This window comes from Gemmiger sp. An194 (genome assembly GCF_002160145.1).
Taxonomy (GTDB): domain Bacteria; phylum Bacillota; class Clostridia; order Oscillospirales; family Ruminococcaceae; genus Allofournierella.
The window spans coordinates 1-25,963 of sequence record NZ_NFKA01000015.1; the positions used below are offsets into that span (position 1 = coordinate 1).

Consider the following 25,963-nt stretch of genomic DNA (forward strand, 5'->3'; position numbering starts at 1 on the left):
TATTGTAGCAAAAGGAGGTTCTTTTTTTACCGTTTCAACGCTCGTGCTCTTCTCGTCCACAAGCATAGCTTGTGGTTCTTATATGAACAGAAAAACCCCGGAAATCCGAGGATTTCCAGGGTTTTTGAAGGTTTCTGATAACGATTAGCGCTTGCTGAACTGGGGAGCGCGACGGGCAGCCTTCAGACCGTACTTCTTACGTTCCTTCATACGAGGATCGCGGGTCAGGAAGCCAGCCTTCTTCAGAGCGGGGCGCAGGTTCTCGTCGTACTGCAGCAGGGCGCGAGCCAGGCCGTGACGGATAGCGCCAGCCTGACCGGAAACACCGCCGCCGCCAACGCGAACGACCAGGTCGAACTTGCCTTCAACCTCGGCCACAGCCAGAGGCTGACGAACGATCAGCTTCAGGGTCTCCAGGCCGAAGTAATCATCGATATCGCGGCCGTTGATGGTGATCTTGCCGGTACCGTTGTAAACGCGAACACGGGCAACGGAATTCTTACGACGACCGGTGCCGTAGAAGTAAGGTTTAGTCTCGTACATACTCTATTGCCTCCTATTAAAACTCGTAAACTTCGGGCTTCTGGGCAGCCTGCTCGTGCTGAGCACCCTTGTAGCAGCGCAGACGGGTCATGGCCTTGGCACCCAGGGTGTTGGAGGGGATCATGCCCTTAATGGCAACGTACATAGCCTTGTCGGAGTTCTCCGCCATCAGGGTCTTGTACTGGATCTCCTTCAGGCCGCCGACCCAACCGGAGTGCGTACGGTAGTACTTCTTCTCCAGCTTCTTGCCGGTCAGAACAGCCTGGTCGCAGTTGATCACGATTACGTGATCGCCGCAGTCCACGTTGGGGGTAAAGGTAACCTTGTTCTTGCCACGCAGCAGAACAGCAGCCTGGGCAGCAACGCGGCCGAGGGGCTTGCCCGCGGCGTCGATCACATACCACTTGCGCTCGATCTGGGCGGGTTTAGCGAGAGTAGTGCTCATGTCGATTTTCCTCCTGAATTTGTTTTGAACAGTCGCGCCGGTGGGCGCGGGAAACATTCCATTGAAAGCGCACTTTGACGCAAGAGTGATTATATCTTACTTTGCCCGCCGCGTCAAGCACTTTTTTCGATATTTTTAATTTAATCTGGTCAAACTCTTTTATTCTCTCTCTGGCTCTTGTTTTCTCTCGTTTTCTCAAATTCGATTTTTTCAAAAAGTTTTGCAAAAGTTTGTGCAAGCTGCCCGCCGCATGGTATAATGGCCGCAGCCGGTCGCAGAACGCCCGAGTCCGCCCATGGATTTCCGCTTTTTTGCCCGGCAAAAAGAAGGATTTTTTGTTCGCAAACCGGCAAGGCATGCTATAATATAGGGTGGGCTTTTTGCCGGCGGCATAGCCTTTCTTTTATAATACTATATAATATCAAACGAAAGGTGGTACTGCCATGCAGCGGCTGGAAGGCCTGATGCGCAAAGCCATTCAAGAATACAAAATGATCGAGCCCGGCGACCGGATCTGCGTGGGCGTTTCCGGCGGCAAGGACAGCGTGGCCCTCACCGTGGGTCTGGCCCATCTGCGCCGTTACATGAAAATCCCCTTCGAGGTGATAGCGGTGAGCCTGGACCCTCAGTTCAGCGGCAAGTCCACCGACTACGCACCTCTGGCGGAGCTCTTCGCCAAGCTGGAGGTGCCCTTCGAGATCCGGCGGTCCAACATCGGGGCCATCGTGTTTGATGTACGCAAGGAACCCAACCCCTGCGCCCTCTGCGCCAAGATGCGCCGTGGCCTTTTGCACGACACCGCCAAGGAGCTGGGCTGCAACAAGGTGGCGCTGGGCCACCATCTGGACGACGCCATCGAGACCTTTTATATGAATCTTTGGGGCGAGGGGCGGCTGGGCTGCTTCTCTCCGGTGACCTATCTCTCCCGCAAGGACCTGACCATGATCCGGCCCATGATCCTTGCCACCGAGAGCGACGTGCGCCGCGCAGTGAAGCATGAAGAGCTTCCGATCGTGAAAAGCGCCTGTCCGGCGGATGGCGCCACCCGCCGCCAGGAGATGAAGGAATACGTGGCCGCCATGTGCCGCAAGGACAAGGCCTTCCGCCAGAAAATGCTGGGAGCCATGCAGGGCGCGGACCTGGATGGCTGGGCCCCTGTGGCCAAGGGCTGACGGCATCCAGCCCCTTTCAACACGATAACATCGAGGTGTTTTGGTTTGAATTTCGAAAAGCATTGCTGGGCTGAGGTGGATCTGGACGCACTGGCCCATAATTTCCGGCTGCTGCAGCAGCACGCCGGGTTCGCCGCCGTGTGCGCGGTGGTCAAGGCCGGTGCCTATGGCCACGGCGACGGCATCGTCTGCCGCACGCTGGCGGACGCGGGTGCCAAGTGGTTTGCGGTGAGCTGTCTGGCCGAGGCGCTGCACCTGCGCAGCGGCGGTGTGACCGGTGAGATTTTGATCCTGGGCCACACCGACCCGACTTGCGCAGCTACTCTCGCCTGCCACCGGCTGACTCAGGCGGTGTTCAGCCCGGAATATGCCCGGGTTCTGAGCAGCGCGGCGCTGGAGGCAGGCGCCCGGGTGCGCTGCCATCTGAAGATCGACACCGGCATGGGCCGGCTGGGCTTCATTGCCCGCTGCGAGGAGGACATTCCCGCCTGTCTGGACCAGCTGGAGGCCTGCTTCGGTCTGGAGGGGCTGGAGATCACCGGCATGTTCCAGCATTTCGCGGTGGCGGACAGCCACGCGGCAGCGGACGTGGAATACACCAACCGCCAGCACAGCCTGTTTGTGCAGGTGAAAGAGAGTCTGGAGGCCCGGGGCCACAAGCTGCGCACCGTGCACTGTTGCAACTCCGCCGCTCTGGTGGAGCACCCGGAATGGGGCATGGATCTGGTGCGGCCGGGCATCGTGCTCTACGGCTGTGACCCCAGCGACGAGGTTCATCTGGACGGCCTGCGCCCGGTGCTTACCTTAAAGACCGTGGTGAGCCAGGTGAAAGAGCTGCTGCCCGGTCAGGCTCTCAGCTACGGGCTGCAGTTCACCGCCGACGCGCCCCGCAAGGTGGCCACCCTCTGCGTGGGCTATGCGGACGGCTATCCCCGCCTGCTTTCCGGCAAGGGCGTCTGCTCCATCGGCGGGCATGCCGCACCGGTGCTGGGCCGGGTCTGCATGGACCAGATGATGGTGGACGTGACCGGTCTGGACAACGTGCAGGAGGGAGACGAGGCCGTTGTATTCGGCGGTCCCGGTGCCGACAGCCTGAACGATGTGGCAAACAAGGTCGGCAGCATTCCCTACGAGATCATGTGCGGTCTGGCGCTGCGCGTTCCCCGGGTCTACCTGCGGGAGGGCCGGTGTGTGGCCATTGCAGATTATCTGAAACAGATGTAAAAAAGCAGCTGTGAAAACGAAAGGATGTGCCCGCTATGAGCAAGCTTTTGTGTGTTGTGGACTATCAGGTGGATTTTGTTTCCGGCGCGCTGGGCTTTGAAGCCGCCCGCGCCCTGGAAGCCCCTCTGGCGGAGCGGGTGAAGCAGGCCCTGGCCGATGGCTGGCAGGTACTGTTCACCCGCGACACCCACGGCGCGGAATATCTGACCAGCCGGGAGGGGCGCTTTCTGCCCCTTCCCCACTGTCTGAAGGGCAGCGAGGGCTGGCATCTCTATGGCCGGCTGGCGGAATACGAGCAGACCGTGCTGCCGGGCGTGGCTTTTCTGGACAAGCCCACCTTCGGTGCCGAGGGCCTGCCTGCCGCGGTGCGGGCGCTGTGCGGCGGCGAACCGGAGGAGATCGAGGTCTGCGGCGTGGTCACCAACATCTGCGTGGTGAGCAACGCCATTGTGCTGCACTCGGCCTTTTTGAACGCGGATATCACGGTGCGGTCGGACTTGTGCGCCGCCGGTGACCCGGCGGACCACGAAAACGCCCTGCGCCTTCTGAAGGGCATGGGCTACCGCATTGCGGAGGGCAGCCGGTGACCGGGCCGAACGTTCAGGCCGGGCTGCGCCGGGCGGTATGGCTGCTGTTTCTGGCCGCCTTCGCCTGCATATTTCTGGTGATTGGGCTGCGCGGTCATCTAGACCTTAGTGTCCGCAGGGTGGCGTTTTGTGCCCTGCTGGCGCTGGGTGCCTTTGCACTGCGCCGCTTTCTGCCTCTGGTGGACCGACTCAGCCCCGGCCGCTGGCGGGCAGTATTCGGCGGCGGTCTGGCGCTGTTGCTGGTGCTGCAGCTGGGCAGCGGTTTTCTGCTGTTGCAGGACCTGACCACCTCCCCCTTTGACACCGAGGCGGTGCTGCGCACTGCCACCGAGCTGGCGCAGGGTACCGTACCGGCATTATACAATGATTACTTTGCCAGTGTGGACACCAACGTTTTCTGCATGTTCGTGCTGTACTGGATGTACCGGCCGGTGTATCTGCTCACCGGAGCCACCGGTCCGGCCTGGGCCATGGGGCTGAATGCTTTGTGTCTGTTCATCGCGGCGGTGTGCGTATGCGGTGCGGCGGGGCTTCTGTGGGGCCGCCGGGGCAAGGCGGCGGCGCTTGTGCTCTGCCTTATCTTCCTGCCCTACTACATCTTCACCGCCTTTGTTTACACCGATACCATGGCCGCGCCGCTGGTGGCGGTCAGCCTGTGGGCCTTTCTGGCTCTGGAGAACCGCTGGGGCCGTCTTTCCCGAAGGGCCCGGCTGCTGGGCTGCGCCGGTCTTGGTATTCTTGTGGGGGCTGCTTTTCTGATGAAGGGCAACGCTCTGCTGCTCTACCCGGCCTTTGGTGTGTATCTGGCATTACGGCCCGGGTTCTGGGCCGGTTTGCGCCGCGCCTGGCGCAGTGCGCTGGCTGCTTTGCTGCTGTTCTGCCTGGGCAGTGCGGCGGTGATTTTCGGCTTCAACACCTACAAGTGGAACTGCGGGCTGCTGGATCTTTCCCTGTATGATTCCATGCACACCCCCACCACCCACTGGATCATGATGGGACTGGAAAACGACGGCGCCTTCAACAACGAAAGCTTTGCCTACACCGGCCGCTACTCCACCATTGAGGAAAAAAAGGCCGCGAACCTGGCCCGCATCCGGACCAATCTGGAGCATCTGCTTTCCAGCCCGCAGAGCTTGGCCTGGCTGTTTTTCACCAAGGCGGAAACCGACTGGGCGGACGGGCTGTACACCGCACCCCAGATGGTAAACCTGGCACCTGTGCAGCGCACCTGGCTGCACGAATGGTTCTGTGTGGACGGCACACACGCGGGCCTGACCGCGGATTTCGGCCAGGCAGTTTACTGGCTGCTCTGGGCATCCGGCTTTGCGGCCGCGGTACGCGGGCTTTTAAACCGCCGCCGCATCGGCGATCATGGCCTGTTCTTCTGCACGATCTGCCTGCTGGGCAACCTGGTGTTCCTCACCCTGTGGGAGGCCAACGCCCGCTATCCGTTTTGTTATTCCTGCTGCCTGCTGCTGTTCGGGGCCGCCCTGCTGGCCGCGCCCCGCAGCGAAGAGCAAGGCACATTTCAATAAAGTTTAAAATATAGGAGGAGACGTTTTTGGCAAGAGATAACATCCGCAATTTCTGCATCATTGCCCACATTGACCATGGCAAGAGCACCCTGGCCGACCGCATTCTGGAAAAGACCCACAGTGTGGACGAGCGCCAGATGGAGGACCAGCTGCTGGACAACATGGACCTGGAGCGGGAGCGCGGCATTACCATCAAGGCCCGCGCGGTGACCCTGAACTACAAGGCCCGTGACGGCAAGGATTACGAGTTCAACCTGATCGACACCCCGGGCCACGTGGACTTCGGCTACGAGGTGAGCCGCAGCCTGGCCGCCTGCGAGGGCGCGATTCTGGTGGTGGATTCCAGCCAGGGCGTGGAGGCCCAGACCCTGGCCAACACCTACATGGCTCTGGAGCATGACCTGGAGCTGGTGCCGATTTTGAACAAGATCGACCTGCCCAGCGCTGAGCCGGACCGCGTGGCTCAGGAAGTGGAGGATGTGATCGGTCTGCCCTGCCTGGACGCACCCCGGGTATCGGCCAAGATGGGCATCGGCATCGAGGATACCCTGGAGCAGGTGATTCAGGACATTCCCGCCCCCACCGGCGACGAGAACGCCCCTCTGAAGGCCCTGATCTTCGACAGCGTTTACGACAGCTACAAGGGCGTAATCGTATACATCCGCGTATTTGACGGAACCGTGAAGGCGGGCGACACCGTGCGCATGATGGCCACCGGCGCGGAATTCACCCTGGTGGAGGTGGGCCGGATGGGCGCCACCAGCCTGACCCCCTGCGACAAGCTGCAGGCGGGTGAGGTAGGTTATCTGACCGCCAGCATCAAGACTGTACAGGATACCCGTGTGGGCGATACCGTGACCCTGGTATCCAACCCCACCCCGGAACCGCTGCCCGGCTACCGCAAGGTGACCCCCATGGTTTTCTGTGGCATCTACCCGGTCGACGGTTCCCAGTACCCGGACCTGAAGGACGCGCTGGAGAAGCTGCAGCTGAACGACGCTTCCCTGAGCTTTGAGCCGGAGACCAGTGTGGCGCTGGGCTTTGGCTTCCGCTGCGGTTTCCTGGGTCTTCTGCATCTGGACATCATCACCCAGCGTCTGGAGCGCGAGTTCGATCTGGATCTGATCACCACCGCGCCCAGCGTAGAATATCGCATCACCATGACCGATGGCGAGGTGAAGGTGATTGAGAACCCCTCCGACTACCCCGATCCGGGCCGGATCGCCAAGCAGGAGGAGCCGGTTGTGGATGCGCACATCTACACTCCCAGCGAGTATGTGGGCAGCCTGATGGATCTGTGTCAGGACCGGCGCGGTACCATGATCGACATGAAGTATCTGGACGCGACCCGCGTGGACCTGCACTACGAGCTGCCTCTGGGCGAGATCGTTTACGATTTCTTCGACGCCATTAAGAGCCGCAGCCGCGGTTACGCCAGCTACGATTACGAGATGAAGGGCTTTAAAGAATCCAAGCTGGTGAAGCTGGACATGCTGCTGAACGGCGACATGGTGGATGCCCTGTCCATGATCGTACATGCGGACAAGGCCTATGCCAAGGGCCGTCGTCTGGCGGAGCGTTTGAAGGAAAACATTCCCCGTCAGATGTTCGAGATTCCCATTCAGGCAGCCATCGGCGGCAAGGTCATTGCCCGTGAGACCGTGAAGGCCATGCGCAAGGACGTGCTGGCCAAGTGCTACGGCGGCGATATCACCCGTAAGAAAAAGCTGCTGGAAAAGCAGAAGGAAGGCAAAAAGAAGATGCGTCAGCTCGGCAGCGTAGAACTGCCCAGCGAGGCCTTCACCGCCGTCCTCAAACTCGACGAAGATTGATTTATCGGACTCGACCGTTGATTGGGGTGGAGCACGCAAGCCGGTACGCATCGGGCTTTCCTCAGCAAAAACCTCCGGCTGCCTTTTTTAGCGGACTCGACCGGCCATTGGGGTGCGGTACGCAATCCGGTACGCACCGGGTTTTCCTCAGCAAGATTCGCCAGCTGCCTTTGGCGGACTCGACCGGCCATTGGGGTACGATATGCAAGCCGGTACGCATCGGGCTTTTCTCATCAAAAGCCTCCAGCTGCCTTTTTGGCGGACCCGACCGGGCACCGGGGTGCGATACGCAAGCCGTTCCGCCCGGCCAATTAAAATCCGTGCCGCGGTGCGGCACACCTTACTTCTTCACTATTCACTCTTCATTATTCACTCAAAACTCCCCGGCGGCAGGTTTTCTCCTGCCCGCCGGGCTTTTTTATTTTTTCTGCTCCTTTTGCATTTCTCATATTGACATTTATCTATCTATGCAGTATACTCTCACATAGACAAAGTTCTATGCGAGGTGATTTACATGGTCGCTGCCGATGTTGCCCTGCTCTGCAAGGCTCTTGGCGATACCAACCGGCTGCAGATCGTTCAGATGCTTTCCGATGGCGAAAAGTGCGGCTGCAAGCTGCTGGAACAGTTTCAGTTTACCCAGCCCACCCTTTCCCATCACATGAAGATTCTGTGCGAGTGCGGTCTGGTCAATGCCCGCAAGGAGGGCAAATGGTCCCATTATTCCCTGAACCGGGAAACTCTGGAGGCTCTGCAGTCCTTTCTGGGCGGTCTGGGCAAAAACTGTGAATGCAAGGAGGCGTGCTGCCAATGATCTGGACTTTTCTCCAGGACCAGATCCTGGGCATGAAATGGCTGAACAGCGCCATCGGCTCTTTGCTCAGCGCGCTTGGGTTGGACACCGCCTCCCGGCTGGGCGGCAGCCTGCAATTCTTTTTGTACGATGTGATTAAGATCACCATCCTGCTGTGTGCGCTGATCTTCCTTATCTCCTACATTCAAAGCTACTTCCCGCCCGAGCGCAGCAAAAAAATCATCGGTCGTTTCCACGGCCTGGGAGCCAACTGCATCGCCGCTCTTCTGGGCACCGTCACCCCCTTCTGCTCCTGCTCCTCCATCCCCCTGTTCATGGGCTTCACCAGCGCGGGTCTTCCCCTGGGTGTCACCTTCTCCTTTCTGATTTCTTCCCCCATGGTGGACCTGGGCAGCCTGATTCTGCTTGCCAGCATCTTCGGCGCCAAGGTGGCCGTGACCTATGTGATCGTGGGTCTGGTCATCGCTGTACTAGGCGGCAGCCTGATCGAGGCGCTGCACATGGAGCGCCATGTGGAGGACTTCATCCTCAAGGCGGGCAGTGTGGACATTCAGGCCCCCACCCTGACCCGCAAGGACCGACTGATCTATGCCAAGGAGCAGATGCTGGGCACCTTCCAAAAGGTTTTCCCCTACATTCTGGTGGGCGTGGGCATTGGCGCCATCATTCACAACTGGATTCCCGAGGCCTGGGTGGAGACCGTTCTGGGCAGCAGCAACCCCTTCGGCGTGATCCTGGCGGTTCTGGTGGGTGTTCCCATGTACGCGGACATCTTCGGTACCATTCCGGTGGCTGAAGCTTTGCTTTCCAAAGGCGCGCAGCTGGGTACCATCCTCAGCTTTATGATGGCGGTCACCACCCTGTCGCTGCCCTCCATGATTATGCTGCGCAAGGCCATCAAGCCCCGCCTGCTGGCCCTGTTTGTGGCCATCTGCACCGCCGGCATCATCCTGGTGGGCTACTTTTTCAACGCAACTCAATTCCTTTTTGTTTAATCAGAGGAGGTTATTACAATGGGTTTGTTTTTCAAGAAGAAAAGTGACGCTCCGCAGGCTTCCTGCGGCTGCGGCACCGGCTGCGCTGCTCCTGTGGAAAGCGGCGACACCGGCCGGATGGTCAAGGTACTGGGCGGCGGCTGCGCCAAGTGCAACCAGCTGGAGGAAGCCGCCAAGGCTGCCATGACCGAGTTGGGCCTTACCCCCGAGGTGGACCACATCACTGATTTTTCCCAGATCGCTGCCTACGGCGTGATGACCACCCCTGCCCTGGTGGTCAACGGCAAGGTGGTGTGCTACGGCCGGGTGCCCGGCAAGGATGAGGTCAAGGACCTGATCCGGAAAGGAATGGAGTAAGCCATGGACCATACGATTCGCGTGGCCTTTGTCTGCGTGCACAATTCCTGCCGCAGCCAGATCGCCGAGGCTCTGGGCAAAAAGCTTGCAGCCGACGCCTTCGAGAGTTATTCTGCAGGTACCGAGACCAAGCCCCGCATCAATCAGGATGCCGTGCGCCTGATGAAGCAGCTGCACGGCATCGATATGGAAAAGACTCAGCGCAGCAAGCTGCTGGCCGAGCTGCCCCCGGTGGACATCGTGGTGACCATGGGCTGCAACGTGAGCTGCCCCACCCTGCCCTGCTGCCACCGGGAGGACTGGGGCCTGGAGGACCCCACCGGCCATCCGGATGAGGCCTTCGAGGCCACCATCCAGGCCATTGAGCAAAAGGTGCTGGACCTGCGCAGCCGAATCCGGAACCGCTCTGTTCCCGGTCTTTTTTAAATCAGCTGTTTCACGCCTTGCCGGCTGGCCCTGTGCTCCGGCAAGGCTTTTTGTTTGCCCCGATTGCCATCTGTGCCGTTGTATTCTATAATGGATTCAGTTTGAATGGAACAGGACGTGTTATACCATGCAATTTTCCGCCTTGCCTCCGGCTCGGCATTCGCCCGCTTCCAGCTGGGCGGCCATCTGGGTGTCCGGGCTTTGTCTGTGGCTCCCTCTTTATCTCCGAAACACCTATATGGATCTGATCCACGCGAAATTCGCGTTGCTTACGGCATTCGTTCTGCTGGGGCTTCTGGGCCTTGCGATCAGCGCGCTGACTGATCTCCGTGCATTCCGCCCCCTGCCGGGCCGCGTCAGCCCGGGCATGCTCTGGCTGCCCGCCTGGTGCGCAAGCTACCTGCTTGCGTGGCTGTTCAGCGAGGACCGCTTCGCCTCCCTTTGGGGCCTGACCGGGCGCAGAAACGGCCTGGCCTTGTTCGCCTGCTGCACCGCTTGTTACCTGCTCACCCGGCTTTTTTGTCCCGCCGGGCTGTATCAGGGACTCTGCCGTCTGTTTACCGGCTGCTCCTGTCTGATTGCTCTGCTGGGCATTCTGAACGCCTGGGGACTGGACCCTCTGGGCACTTACTACAGCCTGCTCCCCGACAACGGCTCTTTGTATCTGAGCACGATCGGCAATCTGAACTTCTTTGCAGCCTATTTATGCCTGTGTCTGCCTTTGGCGGTTCAAACCGCATTTCACGCACGCAGCGGACGCAGCCGGGCAGGGGTGGTCCTTTGCTGTGTGGTGCTTCTGACCGGGCTGCTGATGGCCAGCACCGATGCCGCCTGGCTTTCGCTGGCGGTGATGCTGGCGGTTGTTTTCTGTGACCGCCGGCTGACCTGGCATGGCGCACGGCTCCTGTTTGCGATCGGCGCCATCTTTTGCGCCGTGGCCTTTCTCACCGGAATCTTCCTGAACTTTTTCCCTCTGCGAATGCCGCTTCGAACCGTTTCCGCCGTGCTCGTAAAGCCTTTTGTCTGTCTCCCCATCGGCGCACTGCTGCTTTTTCTGTTTTTTATCAGCCCGCGTCTGAAAAAAACGCCCTGCAAGCCGGCTCGCTTGCTGTTCGGCGGCTTGCTTCTTCTGCTTCTGTGCGGCTTTTTGGTGCGTAACCTGTTCGGCCTTTCTCTGGGCCCTTTGGATTCCTTCTTCTGGCTGCGCTCCGGCTGGGGCTCCAATCGCTGGGATGTATGGGACGTGCTGGTCCGGCGCTATGCAAAGCTTCCGCTGCTGCAAAAGCTGGTGGGCGTTGGTGCGGATGGCGTAGATGCCCTGCTGAACCCCTATTACACACAGGCGCTGATCACACTGAACGGCTATACCTTTGATTCCGCCCACAACGAATACCTGCAGCATCTGCTTTGCGGCGGATTGCTGGGTCTTGTCTGCTGGTGCGGCTTTTTGTTCACTCACATCCGCAGTGCATTCCGCCGCGTTCCCTTCCTCGCCACTGCTCTGATCGGCTATGCGGTGCAGGCCTTTTTCAGCATCACCACCCCCATGCTGATCGTCCCGGTCTGTCTGCTGGCAGCCTTCTCCGCCGCCCCCGCAGAGCAACAGCCCATCACGCTGGATCGCTGGTATTTCTTCCTCGGCAGCACACTTCTGTTTCCCGCGCTGGTGGTAATGTGGATGCCTTTTTACAAAACCATCCATTCGCCCTTTTGGGTTCCCGAATGGATGGTTTTTGTTTGCTATTTGCTTGACAGCCGACTAACTGCGTGCTATAATAAAACCAACACATGAACACTTATTCATATGTGAGGTGATTTTATATGACTCCCCACGAGCATCCGGCGGAGCACAAGGCAAATCCTGCCGTGGAATCCGCGCCCCTTCACCCGGACGCGGTGGAAAACGTGCGCGCCAACCTGCCGGACGATGAGTTTCTCTACGATCTGGCCGAGCTGTTCAAGGTCTTCGGCGACTCCACCCGCATCAAGGTGCTGTTCGCCCTGTTTGAAAGTGAGCTGTGCGTGGGCGACATCGCCCAGGTTCTGGGGCTTTCCCAGTCGGCGGTGAGCCACCAGCTGCGGATTCTGAAGCAGTCCAAGCTGGTCAAGTTCCGCCGGGAGGGCAAGGCCGTTTATTACTCACTGGACGACGATCACGTGCGGTCCATGCTTTCCATGGGCGCAGAGCATGTGGAGGAATGACTCACTTTTCCTTATTATTTTGAAACAACACACAACATAAAGGAGTTTTGAATCATGCAAAAGAAATTCAGCATCGAAGTGGATTGTGCCAACTGCGCCGCCAAGGTGGAAGCCGCCGTGGCCCAGATTCCCGGCGTGAAGAGCGCCGCCGTCAGCTTTATGGCCCAGAAGCTGGTCATCGACGCGGAGGAGGCAGACTTTGCCCGCATTCTGAAGGAGGTGGACAAGGCTGGCCGCCGCATCGACCCGGATTTCGCCATTGATTTCTGACCCGGGGCTATCCCCCGGCAAAACGGGCCTTCGGCCCTGCTTGAGGTGTTACCTATGACAAGAAAACAGACCCGCATGCTGCGCCGCATCCTGATTTCCATTGCGACGCTGGCGGCGGTTTGGGTGCTCTGCGCCTTTGTGCCCCTGCCCTGGTACGCACAGTTGGCGCTGTATCTCATTCCCTATCTGATCATCGGCTATGACGTGCTGCGCAAGGCCTTCCTGGGCGTGGTGCAGGGCGAGATCTTCGACGAGAACTTCCTCATGGCCATCGCCACCGTGGGCGCGCTGGCCCTGCAGGAGTACCGGGAGGCCGCCGCCGTTATGCTGTTCTACCAGATCGGCGAGCTGTTCCAGAGCTACGCGGTGGGCAAGAGCCGGAAAAACATCGCCGCCCTGATGGACATCCGCCCCGATTACGCCAACCTGGAGACCGGTGAAGGCGTGCAGCAGGTGGACCCGGACACCGTGGCCGTGGGCGACGTGATCCTGATCCGCCCCGGCGAAAAAATCCCCCTGGACGGCGTTGTGCTGGAGGGCAGCGGCACCATCAACACCAGCGCCCTCACCGGCGAGAGCCGCCCCCGTCGGGTAAGCCCCGGGGACGATGTGATCTCCGGCTGCGTGAACCAGGACGAAGTGCTGCGGGTGAAGGTATCCAAGCCCTTCGGCCAGTCCACCGTGGCCCGCATTCTGGAGCTGGTGGAGAACTCCAGCCTGAAAAAGGCCAAGGCGGAAAACTTCATCACCAAGTTCGCCCGCTACTATACTCCCGCCGTCTGCATCGGCGCGGCGGCGCTGGCCATCCTGCCCAGCCTGTTCACCGGCCAGTGGGGCGTCTGGGTGAGCCGCGCGCTCACCTTCCTGGTCATCAGCTGCCCCTGCGCGCTGGTCATCAGCATCCCCCTCACCTTCTTCGGCGGCATCGGCGGCGCTTCCCGCAGCGGCATCCTGATCAAGGGCGGCAACTATCTGGAAGCGCTGGCCCAGGTAAAAACCATCGTGTTCGACAAGACCGGCACCCTGACTCAGGGCGTGTTCCAGGTGACCGGCGTGTTCCCTGCCGAGGGCTTCACTGAGGACACCCTGCTGGAGACCGCCGCCCTGGCCGAGAGCTGGTCCAGCCATCCCATCGCCCAGAGCCTGCGGGCCGCCTGGGGCAAGCCGCTGGATTCCAGCCGCACCCGGCAGGTACACGAGGAAGCCGGTCACGGCCTGACCGCCCAGGTGGACGGCGTACCGGTTGCCGCCGGCAACGCCCGTCTGATGGAGCAGCAGGGCGTGCAGATCCCTCAGAGCAGCAAGCCCGCCGAGGGCGCTACCGTGGTGTATCTGGCCATCAATGGTGCCTACGCAGGCTTTTTGCAGATCAGCGATGTGGAGAAGCCCACCTCTGCCCAGGCCATCCAAAGCCTGAAGCGGCAGGGCATCCGCACCGTGATGCTTACCGGCGACGCTGAAGCTGCCGCTCATCAGGTGGCTCAGCGCCTCGGCCTGGACGACTACCACGCTCAGCTGCTGCCCGGCGACAAGGTGGAAAAGCTGGAGCAGCTGCTGAACGCCAAAGCTCCGAACACCACCCTGGCCTTTGTGGGCGACGGCATCAACGACGCGCCGGTGCTGCGCCGGGCGGATGTGGGTATCGCCATGGGCAGCCTGGGTTCCGACGCGGCCATTGAAGCTGCGGACGTGGTTCTGATGGACGACGACCCCGCCAAGCTGCCGCTGGCTTTGCGCATCGCCCGCAAGTGCCGCCGCATCGTGTACCAGAACATCGTGTTTGCCCTGGCAGTGAAGTTTTTGTGCCTGCTGCTGGGCGCGGTGGGCATCGCCAACATGTGGTGGGCGGTGTTCGCGGATGTGGGCGTGATGGTGCTGGCCGTGCTGAACGCCACCCGCATGCTGCGGCCGGTCAAGCCGGAATAAAAACCGTTCCATCCCCCGGAAGAAAGCCTCTTCTGGGGGATTTCTTTGTCCGCATAGTGCATTTGCCGCCCGCATACACATGAAATAAAACTCATGTGTGGGGGGATGCGCAGTTATGAAAGGCAACCCGGAGGAGCGGGCTGTGCTGCTGGGCGAATACATCGCCTGCACCGGCGCAACAGTGCGCGCAGCGGCCGACCGCTTCGGCATCTCAAAAAGTACCGTCCACAAGGACGTGACGACCCGTTTGCGCCAACTGGACCCGGAGCTGTTCCGCCGGGCGCAGGTGGTGCTGGAACGGAACAAGGCGGAACGCCATCTGCGGGGCGGAGCCGCCACCCGCAAAAAATATGCACACCCACCCTGAGCACCGTCTGTGACCAGATTCCTTTTCCCTTTGTGTGAAATCGGGTATAATAAAAAAAAATCACCGCCCGGCCTGTTGTGTGATCCTTCTGGATGCCTGCGGGCAAAGCGGTTTTCACACACAAGGGAGGATCTTCATGGATCGATTCGACTGCGCCGTGATCGGCGGCGGCCCCGCCGGGCTTTCGGCGGCCATCAATCTGCATCAGCGCGGCAAGACCGTTCAGGTTCTGGGCGCAGCGCCTGGCTTTCTGGCCAAGGCCGAGCAGGTGGACAACTATCTGGGCATGCCCGGCGTGACCGGCGAGGAGATGCTGCGCCAGTTCTCCGCTCATGCGGCGGCGATGGGCATCCAGGCGCTGCCCGGCCGGGTGGCCAACATCCTGCCCATGGGGAACGGCTTTATGATCAACTTCAACGGCGAGATTCTGGAAAGCCGCACCGTGATTCTGGCCTGCGGCATTGCCCGGGCCAAGCCGGTGCCCGGCGAGGCGGAGTTCCTGGGCCGTGGCGTTTCCTACTGCGCCACCTGCGACGGCATGCTCTACCGGGGCAAAAAGCTGCTGGTCTGGGGGCTTTCGCCGGAGGCTGCCCACGAGGCCAACTTCCTGGATTCCATCGGCTGTCAGGTAAGCTTTGTGGCCGCCAAGCAGCCGCCGGAGCTGCGAGAAAGCGTGCGTTTTATCCCCGGCAACCTGAAAGCGGTGGGTGGCGAAGAGGTGGTACAGTGGGCCCAGATCGGCCCGAAGCAGGAAGCCTTCGACGGTGTGTTCATCCTGCGCAGCGCCATTGCGCCGGACACCCTGCTGCCCGGTCTTGCCATCGAAAACGGCTCGGTGCCGGTAGACCGCAATATGGCCACCAATCTGCCCGGCGTGTTCGCCGCGGGCGACGTGACCGGCGCTCCCCTACAGGTAGCCAAGGCCGTGGGCGAAGGCCTGATCGCCGGACTGAGCGCAGCGGATTATCTGGACAAAAACCCCGCCTGATTTTTCTTTCAACGCACCCAGCGGGGGCCGCAGATCACCATGCGGTCCCCGCGTTTCTTTTTTCGGTATTTTTTGAAAAAAGGGGTTGACATTTGCAAAACCCGACGGTATAATAATAAAGCACTCAGGGCACAGCCCCAGAGAGCAGAAAATATTGGAGAATTGTGTAAGGGTAGCACGACAGACTCTGACTCTGTTTGTGAGGGTTCGAATCCTTCTTCTCCAACCAGAAATAGCAGCAGCCCGCACGCTGCTGCTATTTTTTACATCGGGGTGTAGCGCAGTTGGTAGCGCGCCTGGTTCGGGACCAGGAAGCCGTGGGTTCAAGTCCCGTCACTCCGACCATCAAAAAGACCGCTGACAAAAGTCAGCGGTCTTTTTGATTTCCTCGCTCAGAGTTCACTCAATTTCCGTTCTTTCAACACCGGAATATGATACCGCTCCAAATAAATCGTCGGATCACCGACAATTTGACTCGGCTGCACGCCTGTTTTTGCGAAAATGTTTCGCAGCTCCTGCTCTGTTCCGGGATTTTGTTCAAAGTTCTTGCTGTAAACGAAACAACCGGCGGCGCACAGATCATTCCCCTGCTCCACCGCAATGTAGCCGAGTCTTCGATAGAATTTTGCCAGATGCTTCGGTTCCAACAGATACGGTGTCATGGCATACAGCGTTTCCTTTGCGGAATAAAAGTCTTTCAAACGGATAAAGCATTCGCAAATTTCAAATCTCGCGCTGATTCCGATGGGGTTAAACTCCAGGCTGGCCCGGTATGTTGCGATTGCTTCTTCGTATTTTCCCTCTTCCACAAGCCGGAAGCCTTTCCTGTACTGCTCACGGTACTGGTTACCGGAACTCCAGCATATAAACCCATCATCCGTACCATACAGTTTCCCGTATATGGCATGCTCCAAAGGCCCTTCAAAGCAATACTCGCTCGCAAACATGTCGTCCTGCTTTGGGGAGGTCTTCTCATCCTCTGATCGGGCCACTTTACACAAAAACAACATATCCTCTTCGCTTTCGATGGCAAAAGAGCGATCCAACCGGTTAAGCATCGTATACATAAACGCTCTGCGCGCCATTTCAATCGTGCGCGCCAAACTGCCGTGCCGCACCTGAAAGCCGCGTACGATCACCTCATCATCGCTTCCGGGAAGCGCCTTGCGGATAATGGCTTCCGTATAACTGGTCAATATCTCATAATAACCATTTTCGTCAAGCGCATCCAGCGAAACTCCATAAATTTTCGCCAACGAGCGTATGATGATATCGGCCTGATACACCCCTTCCGGGAAAAAGCCCTTTCTTTCATCCGCATTGCAGCGCAGGTAAGCCGCCTCCACCTTCTGACTGTGATCCATTTCTCTTTTCCTGAACAAGCCGAACATCCGCATTGCGCTCCCTCCTTTCCCCTAGCATATCACAAACACCACTCACAGGGAAAGGAATCCTAAAAGCTTTCTTCACGCTTTTACCCAGGCACCTTCATTTATGATATCATCAGAACAGATACCAAGTTTTTTCCGGGGCCGTGCTCAAACACCAGATAATCCCCCCTCCGCCACCTCCACCAGACACATCTGCGGCGGCACCGGTCCACGATATGCTGGATCTTTTTCTGCCATTGTTCGCTCATGCTTTATCCCTCCTGCGTTTCTGCTCTCATTATACCCGCCAGCACTGGATTTTGCTTGATCGAACTTGCGTTTTCTGCCACACTGTGCCCAACACGGCAGCCGGTTCGTGTTGTTCCGCCTTTTGCGCAGGACTGGTACAATAAGGCCATCACAACAAAGGAGGCCAATGTGCTATGAATACTGACAAAATTTACGCGGAACAACTGGCAAACGAATACGCACCGAAGAATCACTCCAAGGTGATCGCGCTGCGCAAACTGGACGCCCGGGCAAAGCTGCCCGCAACCGTTTTCACCTATTCCCTGGGCATCTGCACTGCCCTCATCACCGGCGTGGGCATGTGCCTTTCCATGCGGATCATCGGCAGCGGCAGCAACGCAATGTTCGTGCTGGGCGTACTGATCGGCATCGTCGGGCTGGCCGGAATGGGCCTGAACTACCCGCTTTACAAACACCTGCTGGCCAAGGGCAAACAGAAATACGCCTTTGAAATCATGGAGCTGGCAAAAGAGATCAGCGAAGCATAAACCAAAACCGGCCGGGCCTTGCCCGCAGACAAAAGGAGATGCAATTTCTTGAACAAGACGGAAAGCAAATATTTCAGCACCGCAGCACGGATGGACGAGGCCTTCCTGGCTTTGCTGGAAAAAAAGGACTTACCCTATATCACCGTGAAGGAAATCTGCCAGCAGGCCGGGGTCAACCGGTCCACCTTTTATCTGCATTATGAAACCATCGGTGATCTGCTGGCCGAGAGCGTGCAGTATATGACCGAACGTTTTCTTGACCATATGCGCCAGCGCACCGAGCCCTTTGCGGCCAGCGATACGCCTCTTTCCGCCGGGCGGGCCTATTTCATCACACCGGAATATCTGGAGCCCTATCTGAGCTACATCGCGCAGAACAAGCGGCTGTTCCGCACAGCCATGGAGCAATCCGCCGTTCTGCGGCTGGACCAGGTATACCAGCGGATGTTCCGCCATGTGTTTTCCCCCATTCTGGAGCAATTTCAGGTCCCGGAGGAAAATCGTGCGTATCTGATGGCCTTTTACATCCACGGCCTGATGGCCATTGTGGACCAGTGGCTGCAGAATGACTGCGTGGATTCCATCCAGAAGATCAGCGCCATCATGCAGCAGTGTGTGGCCCGGCCCGACATAGCCCTCTGTGAAGGCAGTCTTCCCCCGCACCACCGCTGATGTGGAACACGCCGGCAATGTGGTGATCCGCATGCTCCCTGAGCCCTGACCCTTCTCTTCCCCAACGAAAAAGCTCCCCGGCCGCACAGCCGGGGAGCTTTTTCCTTTTTATATTGTGCCGCTTTACCGGATGGCCCTTCCGATGCCCATTTCCTGCCGCCAGCGAGGCGGCGGGCCGTCGTCGCCCCAGTATTCCTCCAGCGCGGCAATCCGGTCCTTCTCAATTTGAAAAAAAGAGGTCACATGACAGGAGACCGTTTTGTCACGGGAATACACATGCACTGCTGTGATGAGCAAGCTGCCGGTCTGTTCAAGCCGTTCGATCCGGCCGTCCCAGCTGCCGGGGTATTCACAGTTGGCCCGGAGAAATTCCTCCACCGTGAACTGCTCATTGGTGTTGGGCCAGCGAATCACCGCATCTTCCCGGAAGAAGGACCGCATCTCTTGTGCATTTTGCGCCAGCGCGGCGCGCCAGTAGCGCTCCACATCCATGTCCTTTGACTCCCCTTTCCTCAGGCGGCAGGCACATTGCCATTTTCTGGTTCAAAGACCACCATCCCGCATTCATAAGGGTGGTCGTAGTACACAGCGCCGTCTTTTTGCGGGTGGCGCAGCATTTTGAACACCACCAGGAAATCCCCACCGCCGCCCAGAATCATCACCTCCGCCAGCGAAAACAGCCACAGACTGCCCTGCGCGGTGGCAAGCCCCGCCAGCCCGAACCCCAGAATCAGGGTGGGCATCAAACCGCCCAGCAGGTACTGCCAGCGCTTCAGGCCGTCGTTGCAGGTGCAATAGGGTGTGAGCATCTGCCAGATCACACCGAAGGCGATGGCCTTGAAGCCATGGGGCGCCATCAGCCCCCAGGTCAGACCATGAATGGCCTCGTGCAGCACCACCAGCACCAAAAATGCCAGCAGCCAGAGCGCCATCCCGGAAAAGGGGATGTACACCTCTCCTACCGGGTTCAAGGCGAAAAAGAGCACTGCCGCTGCAGCCAGAAAGGGCAGCATGACCACCACTGCCATTACGTTGGCCTGCACCACATCCACCACCAGGTCCACCCTCCGGTAACCCTGCTGCCTCATCTGCCCGCTCAGGCGCTGAAAATCCTCCAAGCGCGCCTGTTCCCTTCGGGAAAGCTTCCGGCCCGGCTGCTGCTCCATTGTTCCATCCTCCTTGCTTCTCTGTGTTTTCTGACGCCATTATAGCACATCTTCTCCGGGGATTCCAATGGCATAACACCGCCCGCATCGGGGCAGGCTAAGGGCAAGGAGGTGACCGCAATGTCACGCAAACAACCCGCTTCATCCCCCAAACCGGACCGTCGTCAAACCGGCTCCTCCGGCTGCATCGGGCCTTCCCGCAGCGCACAGAAGGCCCGGGCCGATGGAGCCTTGCAGCCGGATCTTGCCTACACCGGTCAACAGGCTGCGCCCGGCCCCGAGGGCTGGGTGGAGGATGGCGCCACTGTGCGCAGCAAACAGAAGAGTAAGGAGCAATTTCCCCAGGGCTGAATACACGCTTCACGGCTTCGCCGCCCTGATTTTACCAGTTGGGACTTGCATTCTTCCCTCTCATCCATTACAATAAGGTCTGATAACACCCAAGGGGGCCATGTGCTCCTTTGAATCATGGATGAAGGAAGGAATATTTTCCCATGGCAGAATTCAAATATGAGATCACTGAACGCATCGCTGTGCTGTCCCAGAGCGCCAACGGCTGGGAGCGCCAGCTGAACATGGTGAGCTGGAACGACCGCGAGCCCAAATACGACATCCGCGACTGGTCCCCGGACGGCACCAAGATGGGCAAGGGCATCAGCCTGAGCCACGACGAGATGGCCATCCTGAAGGGCATTCTGGAAGAGCTGGAGCTGTAATGGGCTACCAGGAGGATTTTTGCAGCCTGCTTTCCAGCCAGGTGCAGCGCCACGGCGTGGACAAGCTGCTGGAATGGCTGGCCGGCACCGACTTCTTCCGCGCGCCTGCCTCCACCCGGTTTCACGGGGCCTGTGAGCAGGGCCTGGTGATGCACAGCCTGAATGTGTACAAGGCTTATATGGACCGCTTTTATGAGGAAGGCGTGGACAATCTGGAGAGCGTGACCCTGTGCACCCTGCTCCACGATCTGTGCAAGGCCAACTATTACAAGGCGGGCACCCGCAACGTGAAGAACGAGGCCACCGGCCAGTGGGAAAAGGTTCCCACCTTCAATGTGGAGGACCAGTTCCCCTTCGGCCACGGCGAAAAGAGTGTGTTTCTGATCGAGCGCTTCGTGCGGCTCAAGCCTGCCGAGGCGGTGGCCATCCGCTGGCACATGGGCGGCTTTGACGACGCGGCCCGGGGCGGCAGCTGGGCCATCAGCCAGGCCTACGATGCCTATCCGATGGCGGTGAAGCTGCACATGGCGGACCTGACCGCCACCTATCTGATGGAAAAGGGCACCGGCCGCCACTGACCGGTCCGCCTCTTCCCCACAAACACAAAAAGCATGGAACGGATCTCCGCTCCATGCTTTTTTATTTATTATTTTTGCAGCAGCTTGTCCAGCAGGTTCAGAAGGTTCTGGCTGCGGGAGGCTGCCTTCGGGGGCTTGGGCGGCTGCTCGGGGCTTTTGGGAGCCTTGGGCGCTGCCGCTCCATGCCGGGGCTTGCCTGCAGGGGCAGGCTGCGGATACCGGGCCGCCTGGCTTTCCAGCCGGTCCAGGCTCTGCTGGGTCTCGCCCAGTGCGTCGTAGATGCTGCCGGTGGCCTGCTGCAGCTGCTGGGCTGCCTGGTTGATCTGGGCATCCACCTGGGCCAGCTGCTGGCGCAGCTCCCGGATGCTCTCGGCCACACGGCGGCTGCTGTCGGCCAGGCGCGCCTGCTCGGCGCGGGCGTAATCCAGCTGACGCTGACGCTCGGCGGCCAGCTGCTGGCGCTGGGCCTGCTTTTTCTCCTCCAGCTCCTGGAAGCGCCGGTCCAGACTGCGGCCCCGCTCCTCCACGTTTTTCATCAGCTCTGCGACCTGCTGCTCGCTCTTTTCCCGGAAGCTTGCCTGCTGCTGATCCAGCTGACGGGCGCAGGCCTGTTTTTCCGCTTCCACTGCCTGGCGGGCCTGCTCCACCTCCTGCTGGCGACTGGCCAGCAGCTGCTGCAGATTCTGCAGATCGGCCCGCAGCACCACCGTTTCCTGTTCCTTGGCACAGAGGCGCTTCTGGTAAGTATCGGCATTTTCCCGGGCGCTGAGCAGCTGGCTTGCCAGCCCGCTGGCCCGCTCGGTCTCCTGGGCGGTGAGCTTTTCCTGGGCGGCCAGCTTGTCGCACACCTCCCGGGTCTTGTCCACCAGGAGCTGCTTGTCCTTTTTCAGCTGCTCCACTTCCTCACGCAGCTTGTCCGCCGCCTGCTGCTGCGCCTGCTTTTCCGCCTGGTTCTGGGCGGCGAGCTGTTCAATATAGGCCAGCACATCGGCCTTTTTGAAGCCGCCCACCACCGCTGTTTTGAATTCTCCCGGTTTTTGCTGCTCTGACATGGGGCAGCCCCTCCTCGCTGTTATTTCCGCAAGAAACACCGGCCCCGCGGCACAAAAATGCCGCGGGGCCCGAAACTTCACTGTTTATTTGCGCTTGTTCAAAAGGCCCATGATCTGATCGAAGTAATCCCGGTCATCGTCATCCTCGGTGCTGGAGGAAGCGCCCACACTGCCGGAAACGGTGGAACCGCTCACGCTGGAGGCGCTGGAATCGCTGCTGAACACCGCGGAAGGCATACCGGTGGAGCTGGAAGCCGCCGGACGCTCGGGTACGGGCACATTGCTGCCCACGTTCTCGAAGCCGGTGGCCACCACGGTCACGCGCATCTCGTCGGACATGCTCTCGTCGAACGCGGTACCCCAGATGATGTTTGCATCCGGATGAGCGGACTGGGTGATCAGGCTGGAAGCCTGCTCCACCTCCTCCAGGCCAATGTCCGGAGAAGAGGTGATGTTGATGATAACGCCCCGGGCGCCGGAGATGCTGGTCTCCAGCAGCGGGCTGGAAATGGCCGCCTTGGCCGCGTTCTCTGCCTTGCCCGCACCCTTGGCGCTGCCCACGCCCATGTGGGCGTAGCCGGCATCCTTCATGATGCTGCGCACGTCGGCGAAGTCCAGGTTGATGAAGGCGGGAATGTTGATCAGGCTGGAGATGCTCTCCACGCCCTGACGCAGCACGTTGTCGGCCGCTTCGAAGGCGTTCATCAGGGTGATCTTCTCCTGGCTGATCAGCTTCAGGCGCTCGTTGGGAATCACGATCAGGCTGTCCACGTGCATGAGCAGCGCGGTGATGCCCTGTTCGGCCAGGCTCATCTTGCGGCGACCCTCAAAGGCGAAGGGCTTGGTCACGATGCCAACGGTCAGGATGCCCAGCTCGTGAGCAACCTCGGCCACCACGGGAGCAGCGCCAGTGCCGGTGCCGCCGCCCATGCCGGCGGTGATGAAGGCCATCTGCGCACCCTTCAGCGCGCTGGCGATCTCGTCCTTGCTCTCCTCGGCGGCACGCTGGCCGATCTCGGGATCAGCGCCCGCGCCGCGTCCCTTGGTCAGCTTGGCGCCCAGCTGCACCTTCTGGGTGGCGTGGCTCTTGAGCAGGGCCTGCTGGTCGGTGTTCATGGCGATGAACTCCACGCCCTGAAGACCGGCCTCCACCATGCGGTTCACGGCGTTGCCGCCGCCTCCGCCCACGCCGATTACCTTGATGTTTGTGATATTCTGCATCTCTTCATCGAGAACGAATGCCATTGAAACTTCCCCCTAAAGTATTATTCCGTCTATTGGATCAGGCCGTGCCCCAGCGCAAAGCGTGCCGGGCATACATAGGCCACTATAATCATCAATACAGCTATTAATAGAGTACCAGATAATGCACATAAATTCAAGTGCAAGAATGCGGCCATTTCACAGTTTTTTCCACGGATTCGGGAAGATGCTGTCACTCCCCGGCCTCCTGCACCGCCAGCTGCACCTTTGCCCCCAGACTTTGCAGGGTGGCGGGCAGGCCCAGATAGCCCCGGCGCAGGTGTTCCAGGCCGGACACCCGGCTCTCGCCGCTGGCTGCCAGTGCCGCTACCACCAGAGCGGCGGTGCCTCGCAGGTCGCTGCCCTCCACGCTGGTGCCGGTAAGCCGCCGCACCCCGGTGATCTCCACCGCCCGGCCCGCCCGGCAGGCCTGGGCCCCCATGGCCGCAAAGCCGGCGGCACAGGCGAAACGGTTTTCAAACACCGTGTCCTCCACGGCGCTGCGGCCCGCGGCGCACAGCAGGGCCGCGGCCACCACCGGGGCGGCATCGGTACAGAACGCCGGATACACCCCAGTATACACCCGGCCCACCCCTTTCAGGGTGCGGCTGCGCTCCACCAGAAAGACCCGGTCCAGTCGCTGCACTCCGCAGCCCGCCAGCTCCAGCACCGCCAGCACCGGCTCCAGAAATTCCGCCGGGCAGCCCTGGATGCGCACCTGACCGCCCGCACTGGCCACCGCCGCCGCCAGGGTTGCGGCGTAGATCCGGTCCGGGATGGGAGTGTAGGCGGTGCCCTGCAGCTCCGGCCTGCCCTGCACCCGAATCACCGGGCTGCCCGCCCCCTGCACCGAGGCCCCGCAGGCACACAGATACTCCGCCAGATCCACGATCTCCGGCTCCCGAGCCGCGCCCCGCAGCACCGTTTCGCCCTTGGCCAGCACCGCCGCCATGAGCAGGGTCTCGGTGGCCCCCACGCTGGGCAGCCGCAGGGCGTAGTCCACTCCGTGCAGGCCCCGGGGGGCGGTGAGCACCAGCTGACCGTCCTCCCACTGGGTTTGTGCGCCCATGCGGCTCAGACCCTCCAGATGGATGTCGATGGGCCGTGGCCCCAGCTTGCAGCCGCCGGGCATGGGCATCTGCACCCGGCCGAAGCGGTGCAGCGCCGGGGCCAGATAAAACACCGAGCTGCGCATGGACCGGGCCGGGCCGTCCGGCAGAATGCCCCGGCCCTGCGCGCCGTCCGCCCGCAGGCGAACCCCCTGGCCCTGGCGCTGCACCTGCCCGCCCAGCGCGGTGTAAATGGCAAGGCTTTGCTCCACATCCGCCAGGGCCGGCGCCTGCCGCAGCAGCGTTTCGCCCCGGCACAGCATGCTGGCCGCAATCAGCGGCAGAACGCTGTTTTTTGCGGCGGGCACAACTGCCTGCCCGAACAGCGGCCGCCCGCCCGTGATCTTCAGATACTCCCCCACATCAATCGCCCCTTTTTGCTGGATTTTCAATCGTTTAGCCCACTGTATGTGACCGGGGGTTTTGATGTGAAAAAAGCAGAGAAAGTTTTTCTGTCGAGAAAAAGTGGCCGTCTAATATTTTTCCTGCAGGCCCTGCCTGCTCACCGAGAGCACGATTCCCATCTCGCCCAGCAGCATCATCAGGCTGGTGCCGCCGGAGGAGAAAAAGGGCAGGCTGATGCCGGTGTTGGGGATGGTGTTGGTGACCACCGCCATGTTCAGCACCGCCTGCATCACCACCTGGACCACAAAGCTCACTGTGAGCAGAGCGCCGAATTTGTCCGGCGCGCGCAGAGCGATCACCGCCCCCCGCAGCAAAAGGAGAACAAACAGCAGAATCACCAGGCAGGCCCCGATGAAGCCCATCTCCTCGCAGAGGATGGAGAAGATAAAATCGTTCTGGGGCTCGGGCACATACAGGTACTTCTGGCGGCTGTTGCCCAGCCCCAGACCGGTGGCTCCCCCGCTGCCGATGGCATACAGGCTCTGGATGGTCTGGTGTCCATCGCCCAGCGGGTCGGAAAAGGGGTCAATCCAGCTGGACAGCCGGTCCGCCGCGTAGGGCACCAGATCCGGCAGCAAAATCACCGCACCGGCGATGGCCGCCACGCCCAGCCCGCCCGCCAGGGCAAACCAGCGCATGCCGGTGCCGCCCACGAACATGAGCACCGCCCCGATGCCGAACAGCAGCAGAGTGCCGGAAAGGTGGGGCTCCAGCAGCATGAGCACCGCCAGCACCCCCAGAATGGCGGCGAAGGGCAGCACTCCCACCGAAAACCGCTTCATCCGCTGGTGGTTCAGCGAGATGATGTGGCTGAAGGTGAGGATCACGGAAAATTTTGCGATCTCGCTGGGCTGCAGGGTGCCCAGGCCGGGCAGCACGATCCACCGCTTGCAGCCGTTGTATTCCGGCATGAAGAGCACCACCACCAGCAGCACCAGCGAAAGGCCCAGCATGGGCCAGGCCAGCTTGTGATAGATGTGGTAGTCCACCCGGCTGGCCAGATACAACGCGATCAGCCCCACCGCCGCGAACAGCAGCTGCGGCCGGATGTAGGCGAAGGCGTCATTCCGGCGGTAGAGGGCCACCGCATAGCTGGCGCTGTACAGCATCACCAGCCCGAAGGCTACCAGCGTAAGAACCAGCACCAGAAAGGGCAGGTCCATGGGCGGGAGC

29 protein-coding genes and 2 tRNA genes are annotated in these 25,963 nt (G+C 60.3%); 22 read left to right on the forward strand and 9 right to left on the reverse strand.

Features of this window, described 5'->3' with window-relative positions; all coding sequences use genetic code 11:
• Positions 1 to 144: 144 nt before the first annotated feature.
• Positions 145 to 543 (reverse strand): 30S ribosomal protein S9, encoded by a 399-nt coding sequence (gene rpsI / locus B5F28_RS10030; RefSeq protein WP_058967081.1) that lies wholly within the window; start codon positions 541 to 543, stop codon positions 145 to 147.
• A 16-nt stretch (positions 544 to 559) separates the two neighbouring features.
• Positions 560 to 988 (reverse strand): 50S ribosomal protein L13, encoded by a 429-nt coding sequence (gene rplM, locus B5F28_RS10035; RefSeq protein ID WP_087295764.1) that lies wholly within the window; start codon positions 986 to 988, stop codon positions 560 to 562.
• A 443-nt stretch (positions 989 to 1,431) separates the two neighbouring features.
• On the opposite strand from rplM, the gene B5F28_RS10040 reads away from it, so the two are divergent.
• The 17 genes from B5F28_RS10040 (at position 1,432) to B5F28_RS10120 (ending at position 16,028) form a co-directional block, all read left to right on the forward strand.
• Positions 1,432 to 2,160 (forward strand): tRNA 2-thiocytidine biosynthesis TtcA family protein, encoded by a 729-nt coding sequence (locus B5F28_RS10040; RefSeq protein WP_087295765.1) that lies wholly within the window; start codon positions 1,432 to 1,434, stop codon positions 2,158 to 2,160.
• 45 nt (positions 2,161 to 2,205) lie between these two features.
• Positions 2,206 to 3,384 carry an alanine racemase gene (gene alr, locus B5F28_RS10045; RefSeq protein WP_087295766.1) on the forward strand — a complete coding sequence of 393 codons (1,179 nt, stop codon included), beginning with the start codon at positions 2,206 to 2,208 and terminating at the stop codon, positions 3,382 to 3,384.
• A 35-nt stretch (positions 3,385 to 3,419) separates the two neighbouring features.
• Complete coding sequence (locus B5F28_RS10050; protein WP_087295767.1) at positions 3,420 to 3,971, forward strand: cysteine hydrolase family protein; 552 nt, start codon at positions 3,420 to 3,422, stop codon at positions 3,969 to 3,971.
• A complete protein-coding gene (locus tag B5F28_RS10055; protein ID WP_087295768.1) occupies positions 3,968 to 5,506 on the forward strand; it encodes a glycosyltransferase family protein in 1,539 nt (512 codons plus the stop codon). Before B5F28_RS10050 ends, B5F28_RS10055 begins: the two co-directional genes overlap by 4 nt.
• 26 nt (positions 5,507 to 5,532) lie before the next feature.
• Positions 5,533 to 7,338 carry a translation elongation factor 4 gene (lepA, locus tag B5F28_RS10060; RefSeq protein ID WP_087295769.1) on the forward strand — a complete coding sequence of 602 codons (1,806 nt, stop codon included), beginning with the start codon at positions 5,533 to 5,535 and terminating at the stop codon, positions 7,336 to 7,338.
• Between the two features lie 514 nt (positions 7,339 to 7,852).
• Positions 7,853 to 8,152 (forward strand): ArsR/SmtB family transcription factor, encoded by a 300-nt coding sequence (locus B5F28_RS10065; protein ID WP_087295770.1) that lies wholly within the window; start codon positions 7,853 to 7,855, stop codon positions 8,150 to 8,152.
• Positions 8,149 to 9,147: a permease gene (locus B5F28_RS10070; protein WP_481808395.1), complete on the forward strand. Its 999-nt coding sequence runs from the start codon at positions 8,149 to 8,151 to the stop codon at positions 9,145 to 9,147. Before B5F28_RS10065 ends, B5F28_RS10070 begins: the two co-directional genes overlap by 4 nt.
• A gap of 18 nt (positions 9,148 to 9,165) precedes the next feature.
• Positions 9,166 to 9,504 (forward strand): thioredoxin family protein, encoded by a 339-nt coding sequence (locus B5F28_RS10075; protein ID WP_087295772.1) that lies wholly within the window; start codon positions 9,166 to 9,168, stop codon positions 9,502 to 9,504.
• Between the two features lie 3 nt (positions 9,505 to 9,507).
• Complete coding sequence (locus B5F28_RS10080) at positions 9,508 to 9,930, forward strand: arsenate reductase ArsC (RefSeq protein WP_087295773.1); 423 nt, start codon at positions 9,508 to 9,510, stop codon at positions 9,928 to 9,930.
• A 238-nt stretch (positions 9,931 to 10,168) separates the two neighbouring features.
• Entirely contained in the window at positions 10,169 to 11,722 is a 1,554-nt protein-coding gene (locus B5F28_RS10085; protein WP_158097577.1) for an O-antigen ligase family protein, read from the forward strand.
• Between the two features lie 29 nt (positions 11,723 to 11,751).
• Complete coding sequence (locus B5F28_RS10090) at positions 11,752 to 12,132, forward strand: ArsR/SmtB family transcription factor (RefSeq protein ID WP_087183320.1); 381 nt, start codon at positions 11,752 to 11,754, stop codon at positions 12,130 to 12,132.
• Positions 12,133 to 12,186: 54 nt separating this feature from the next.
• A complete protein-coding gene (locus B5F28_RS10095) occupies positions 12,187 to 12,402 on the forward strand; it encodes a cation transporter (RefSeq protein ID WP_087295775.1) in 216 nt (71 codons plus the stop codon).
• A 54-nt stretch (positions 12,403 to 12,456) separates the two neighbouring features.
• Positions 12,457 to 14,328 (forward strand): heavy metal translocating P-type ATPase, encoded by a 1,872-nt coding sequence (locus tag B5F28_RS10100; RefSeq protein ID WP_087295776.1) that lies wholly within the window; start codon positions 12,457 to 12,459, stop codon positions 14,326 to 14,328.
• A gap of 115 nt (positions 14,329 to 14,443) precedes the next feature.
• Entirely contained in the window at positions 14,444 to 14,695 is a 252-nt protein-coding gene (locus B5F28_RS10105) for a sporulation transcriptional regulator SpoIIID (protein ID WP_087295777.1), read from the forward strand.
• A 136-nt stretch (positions 14,696 to 14,831) separates the two neighbouring features.
• A complete protein-coding gene (locus tag B5F28_RS10110) occupies positions 14,832 to 15,683 on the forward strand; it encodes an NAD(P)/FAD-dependent oxidoreductase (RefSeq protein WP_087295778.1) in 852 nt (283 codons plus the stop codon).
• 155 nt (positions 15,684 to 15,838) lie between these two features.
• Positions 15,839 to 15,912, forward strand: a tRNA-Gln gene (locus B5F28_RS10115).
• Positions 15,913 to 15,952: 40 nt separating this feature from the next.
• Positions 15,953 to 16,028: transfer RNA gene (locus B5F28_RS10120), tRNA-Pro, on the forward strand.
• A gap of 47 nt (positions 16,029 to 16,075) precedes the next feature.
• On the opposite strand, the gene B5F28_RS10125 is transcribed toward B5F28_RS10120, so the two are convergent.
• Positions 16,076 to 17,080, reverse strand: a complete 1,005-nt coding sequence (locus B5F28_RS10125; protein WP_087295779.1) for a tetratricopeptide repeat protein — start codon at positions 17,078 to 17,080, stop codon at positions 16,076 to 16,078.
• A 416-nt stretch (positions 17,081 to 17,496) separates the two neighbouring features.
• Between B5F28_RS10125 and B5F28_RS10130 the strand changes: the two genes are divergently transcribed.
• On the forward strand, positions 17,497 to 17,850 hold the full coding sequence (locus tag B5F28_RS10130; protein ID WP_087295780.1) for a dihydropteridine reductase: 354 nt from the start codon (positions 17,497 to 17,499) through the stop codon (positions 17,848 to 17,850).
• Between the two features lie 48 nt (positions 17,851 to 17,898).
• Positions 17,899 to 18,522 carry a TetR/AcrR family transcriptional regulator gene (locus B5F28_RS10135; protein WP_087295781.1) on the forward strand — a complete coding sequence of 208 codons (624 nt, stop codon included), beginning with the start codon at positions 17,899 to 17,901 and terminating at the stop codon, positions 18,520 to 18,522.
• Positions 18,523 to 18,645: 123 nt separating this feature from the next.
• Here B5F28_RS10135 and B5F28_RS10140 read toward each other — a convergent pair whose 3' ends face one another.
• Together B5F28_RS10140 and B5F28_RS10145 are read right to left on the reverse strand one after the other, a co-directional pair.
• Complete coding sequence (locus B5F28_RS10140) at positions 18,646 to 19,014, reverse strand: nuclear transport factor 2 family protein (protein ID WP_087295782.1); 369 nt, start codon at positions 19,012 to 19,014, stop codon at positions 18,646 to 18,648.
• 20 nt (positions 19,015 to 19,034) lie between these two features.
• A complete protein-coding gene (locus B5F28_RS10145) occupies positions 19,035 to 19,688 on the reverse strand; it encodes a DUF3267 domain-containing protein (RefSeq protein WP_087295783.1) in 654 nt (217 codons plus the stop codon).
• 120 nt (positions 19,689 to 19,808) lie between these two features.
• On the opposite strand from B5F28_RS10145, the gene B5F28_RS10150 reads away from it, so the two are divergent.
• The 3 genes from B5F28_RS10150 (at position 19,809) to B5F28_RS10160 (ending at position 20,982) form a co-directional block, all read left to right on the forward strand.
• The gene (locus tag B5F28_RS10150) at positions 19,809 to 20,039 is read left to right on the forward strand and encodes a hypothetical protein (protein WP_087295784.1); all 231 of its coding nucleotides are present in this window, start codon (positions 19,809 to 19,811) and stop codon (positions 20,037 to 20,039) included.
• A 143-nt stretch (positions 20,040 to 20,182) separates the two neighbouring features.
• The gene (locus B5F28_RS10155) at positions 20,183 to 20,404 is read left to right on the forward strand and encodes a YdbC family protein (protein WP_058967105.1); all 222 of its coding nucleotides are present in this window, start codon (positions 20,183 to 20,185) and stop codon (positions 20,402 to 20,404) included.
• A complete protein-coding gene (locus B5F28_RS10160) occupies positions 20,404 to 20,982 on the forward strand; it encodes a hydrolase (protein WP_087295785.1) in 579 nt (192 codons plus the stop codon). Before B5F28_RS10155 ends, B5F28_RS10160 begins: the two co-directional genes overlap by 1 nt.
• Before the next feature lie 68 nt (positions 20,983 to 21,050).
• On the opposite strand, the gene B5F28_RS10165 is transcribed toward B5F28_RS10160, so the two are convergent.
• The 4 genes from B5F28_RS10165 to B5F28_RS10180 form a co-directional block, all read right to left on the reverse strand.
• Positions 21,051 to 22,034 (reverse strand): coiled-coil domain-containing protein, encoded by a 984-nt coding sequence (locus B5F28_RS10165; protein WP_087295786.1) that lies wholly within the window; start codon positions 22,032 to 22,034, stop codon positions 21,051 to 21,053.
• An 84-nt stretch (positions 22,035 to 22,118) separates the two neighbouring features.
• The gene (gene ftsZ / locus B5F28_RS10170; RefSeq protein WP_087295787.1) at positions 22,119 to 23,279 is read right to left on the reverse strand and encodes a cell division protein FtsZ; all 1,161 of its coding nucleotides are present in this window, start codon (positions 23,277 to 23,279) and stop codon (positions 22,119 to 22,121) included.
• A 190-nt stretch (positions 23,280 to 23,469) separates the two neighbouring features.
• Entirely contained in the window at positions 23,470 to 24,747 is a 1,278-nt protein-coding gene (locus B5F28_RS10175) for a UDP-N-acetylglucosamine 1-carboxyvinyltransferase (protein WP_087295788.1), read from the reverse strand.
• Between the two features lie 111 nt (positions 24,748 to 24,858).
• Positions 24,859 to 25,953 carry an FtsW/RodA/SpoVE family cell cycle protein gene (locus B5F28_RS10180; RefSeq protein WP_087295835.1) on the reverse strand — a complete coding sequence of 365 codons (1,095 nt, stop codon included), beginning with the start codon at positions 25,951 to 25,953 and terminating at the stop codon, positions 24,859 to 24,861.
• Between the last annotated feature and the right edge of the window lie 10 nt (positions 25,954 to 25,963).

Coding starts and splice junctions, on each gene's coding strand:
- rpsI (WP_058967081.1), bottom strand. CDS start 543: ATGTACGAGACTAAACCTTACTTCTACGGCACCGGTCGTCGTAAGAAT.
- rplM (WP_087295764.1), bottom strand. CDS start 988: ATGAGCACTACTCTCGCTAAACCCGCCCAGATCGAGCGCAAGTGGTAT.
- B5F28_RS10040 (WP_087295765.1), top strand. CDS start 1,432: ATGCAGCGGCTGGAAGGCCTGATGCGCAAAGCCATTCAAGAATACAAA.
- B5F28_RS10050 (WP_087295767.1), top strand. CDS start 3,420: ATGAGCAAGCTTTTGTGTGTTGTGGACTATCAGGTGGATTTTGTTTCC.
- B5F28_RS10065 (WP_087295770.1), top strand. CDS start 7,853: ATGGTCGCTGCCGATGTTGCCCTGCTCTGCAAGGCTCTTGGCGATACC.
- B5F28_RS10070 (WP_481808395.1), top strand. CDS start 8,149: ATGATCTGGACTTTTCTCCAGGACCAGATCCTGGGCATGAAATGGCTG.
- B5F28_RS10075 (WP_087295772.1), top strand. CDS start 9,166: ATGGGTTTGTTTTTCAAGAAGAAAAGTGACGCTCCGCAGGCTTCCTGC.
- B5F28_RS10080 (WP_087295773.1), top strand. CDS start 9,508: ATGGACCATACGATTCGCGTGGCCTTTGTCTGCGTGCACAATTCCTGC.
- B5F28_RS10085 (WP_158097577.1), top strand. CDS start 10,169: ATGGATCTGATCCACGCGAAATTCGCGTTGCTTACGGCATTCGTTCTG.
- B5F28_RS10090 (WP_087183320.1), top strand. CDS start 11,752: ATGACTCCCCACGAGCATCCGGCGGAGCACAAGGCAAATCCTGCCGTG.
- B5F28_RS10095 (WP_087295775.1), top strand. CDS start 12,187: ATGCAAAAGAAATTCAGCATCGAAGTGGATTGTGCCAACTGCGCCGCC.
- B5F28_RS10100 (WP_087295776.1), top strand. CDS start 12,457: ATGACAAGAAAACAGACCCGCATGCTGCGCCGCATCCTGATTTCCATT.
- B5F28_RS10105 (WP_087295777.1), top strand. CDS start 14,444: ATGAAAGGCAACCCGGAGGAGCGGGCTGTGCTGCTGGGCGAATACATC.
- B5F28_RS10110 (WP_087295778.1), top strand. CDS start 14,832: ATGGATCGATTCGACTGCGCCGTGATCGGCGGCGGCCCCGCCGGGCTT.
- B5F28_RS10125 (WP_087295779.1), bottom strand. CDS start 17,080: ATGCGGATGTTCGGCTTGTTCAGGAAAAGAGAAATGGATCACAGTCAG.
- B5F28_RS10130 (WP_087295780.1), top strand. CDS start 17,497: ATGAATACTGACAAAATTTACGCGGAACAACTGGCAAACGAATACGCA.
- B5F28_RS10140 (WP_087295782.1), bottom strand. CDS start 19,014: ATGGATGTGGAGCGCTACTGGCGCGCCGCGCTGGCGCAAAATGCACAA.
- B5F28_RS10145 (WP_087295783.1), bottom strand. CDS start 19,688: ATGGAGCAGCAGCCGGGCCGGAAGCTTTCCCGAAGGGAACAGGCGCGC.
- B5F28_RS10150 (WP_087295784.1), top strand. CDS start 19,809: ATGTCACGCAAACAACCCGCTTCATCCCCCAAACCGGACCGTCGTCAA.
- B5F28_RS10155 (WP_058967105.1), top strand. CDS start 20,183: ATGGCAGAATTCAAATATGAGATCACTGAACGCATCGCTGTGCTGTCC.
- B5F28_RS10160 (WP_087295785.1), top strand. CDS start 20,404: ATGGGCTACCAGGAGGATTTTTGCAGCCTGCTTTCCAGCCAGGTGCAG.
- B5F28_RS10165 (WP_087295786.1), bottom strand. CDS start 22,034: ATGTCAGAGCAGCAAAAACCGGGAGAATTCAAAACAGCGGTGGTGGGC.
- ftsZ (WP_087295787.1), bottom strand. CDS start 23,279: ATGGCATTCGTTCTCGATGAAGAGATGCAGAATATCACAAACATCAAG.
- B5F28_RS10180 (WP_087295835.1), bottom strand. CDS start 25,953: ATGGACCTGCCCTTTCTGGTGCTGGTTCTTACGCTGGTAGCCTTCGGG.